The organism is Kitasatospora sp. NPDC058243 (assembly GCF_042882025.1).
GTDB lineage: Bacteria > Actinomycetota > Actinomycetes > Streptomycetales > Streptomycetaceae > Kitasatospora.
The window spans coordinates 1-714 of sequence record NZ_JBHVWW010000176.1; the positions used below are offsets into that span (position 1 = coordinate 1).

Annotated in this window: 1 protein-coding gene; it reads left to right on the plus strand. The window is 62.6% G+C overall.

Annotation, left to right across the window (positions count from 1 at the left end; all coding sequences use genetic code 11):
• Window positions 1–427: 427 nt before the first annotated feature.
• Window positions 428–714: helix-turn-helix domain-containing protein (locus ACFVX9_RS39895; protein WP_387987234.1), on the plus strand; the 287-nt coding region annotated here is incomplete at its 3' end.

The window sequence follows — 714 nt, forward strand, 5'->3', positions numbered from 1 at the left end:
GCGCTGTGCGCTCAAAGGAAGCCTCGATTTGCGCCGGGACTGGACCGTGCAGCCGAGCGCATCTCAGTAAGTCGGCGAGCGTCGGGGCGGTGATTGGCATGGCGCAGTCCTCCGTGTCGACGGGGCGCGGGCGGGCGCAGCAGCGTGCAGGTCGTGTTCCTCTTCAGGCAGGGCAGGCCAGTTGAACTCAAGGTGACGAATGATCATGAACTGATGCCCCGTCACCATGGCCTGCGTAGAGCATGCTCCTACTTGCCGCAGTTTCGCAATATTGCGGTTCCAATCCGCAGGAAAATGGAACGAGTGTTCTCTCGGCAGAGCCGCAATGTTGTGCCAAACGGCGCCCATGACGACCTCTCAGACTCCGCCACCGGTGATGAGGCGCAGACTTGGGTATTTGCTACGCCGCTTCCGGAAGGCGGCCGGTATGAACGGAGTTCAAGCCGCAGCCGTTCTCGGATGGGAGAGCACGCGGCTGTCCCGCGTCGAGACCGGGCAGTACCTGATCAAGGCCTCGGAAGTCGCACTTCTCCTTGCCGCATACGGGGTGACCGATCCGGAAACGGTGCACGGAATCACCGATGTGGTGCAGTCGCATCAGCGACGGTGGTGGGCAGCCTACGAGGAGGTGCTGCCCAAGCCGTACGCGGACAGCATCGCGCTAGAGGAGGCCGCGGTCTCGATCAAGACGTACTTCCCGCAGCTGATCACCTG